Below are 1023 nucleotides of genomic sequence, written 5' to 3' on the forward strand. Positions count from 1 at the left end.
ATAGTGGTCCTGCCTCTGCCTACGGCGTCATCGGCAAGACCGAGGAAGCCTACTTCAAGATGATCAACGACCAGGGCGGCATCAACGGCCGCAAGATCAACTGCATCTCCTATGACGACGCCTACTCGCCGCCGAAGACCGTGGAGCAGACCCGCAAGCTGATCGAGAGCGACGAGGTCCTCCTGATCTTCAACGCCCTCGGCACGCCGACCCAGACCGCGGTGCAGAAGTATCACAACGCCAAGAAGGTGCCGCAGCTGTTCCTGGCCACCGGCGCCAGCAAGTGGAACGATCCGAAGGATTTCCCGTGGACCATGGGTTTCCAGCCGAGCTACCGCGTCGAGGCGCGGATCTTCGGCAAGTACATTCTCAAGGCCAAGCCGGATGCCAAGGTCGTGATCTTCTATGCCAATGACGATTTCGGCAAGGACTACCTGGTCGGACTCAAGGAGGTGCTCGACAAGTCGTCCGTCAAGATCGTCGCCGAGGAAAGCTACGAGACAACGGAGCCGTCGATCGATTCCCACATCGTCAAGCTGAAGGACACCGGCGCCGACGTGTTCGTCAACATCTCGACGCCGAAATTCGCGGCACAGGCGATCAAGAAGATCGCCGAGCTCGGCTGGAAGCCGATGCATGTGATGACCGACGTCTCGATCTCGATCGGCGCCGTGATGAAGCCCGCCGGCCTTGACGCCTCCGAGGGCGTGCTGTCGGCCGGGTACCTCAAAGACGCCTCCGATCCGCAATGGAAGAATGACGAGGGCATGAAGAAGTTCATGGCTTTCGCCGAGAAGTACCTGCCGGGCGCCAATCTGTCCGACGCCAACCTGGTCTATGGCTACGCCGCGGCGCAGACCATGGTGCAGGTGCTGAAGCAGGCCGGCGACAACCTGACGCGTGAGAACGTGATGAAGCAGGCCGCCAGCCTGAAGGATTTTGCGCCGGACACGCTGATCCCCGGCATCCGGATCAATACCAGCGCGACCGACTTCGCCCCGGTCGAGCAGCTCAAGATGATGC

1 protein-coding gene is annotated in these 1023 nt (G+C 60.9%); it reads left to right on the forward strand.

From position 1 onward, the window contains the following. The coding region (locus tag VQ02_RS34430) for an ABC transporter substrate-binding protein (RefSeq protein WP_048448781.1) at positions 1 to 1023 on the forward strand (1023 nt) is incomplete at both ends.

Source organism: Methylobacterium variabile, from assembly GCF_001043975.1.
Classification (GTDB): domain Bacteria; phylum Pseudomonadota; class Alphaproteobacteria; order Rhizobiales; family Beijerinckiaceae; genus Methylobacterium; species Methylobacterium variabile.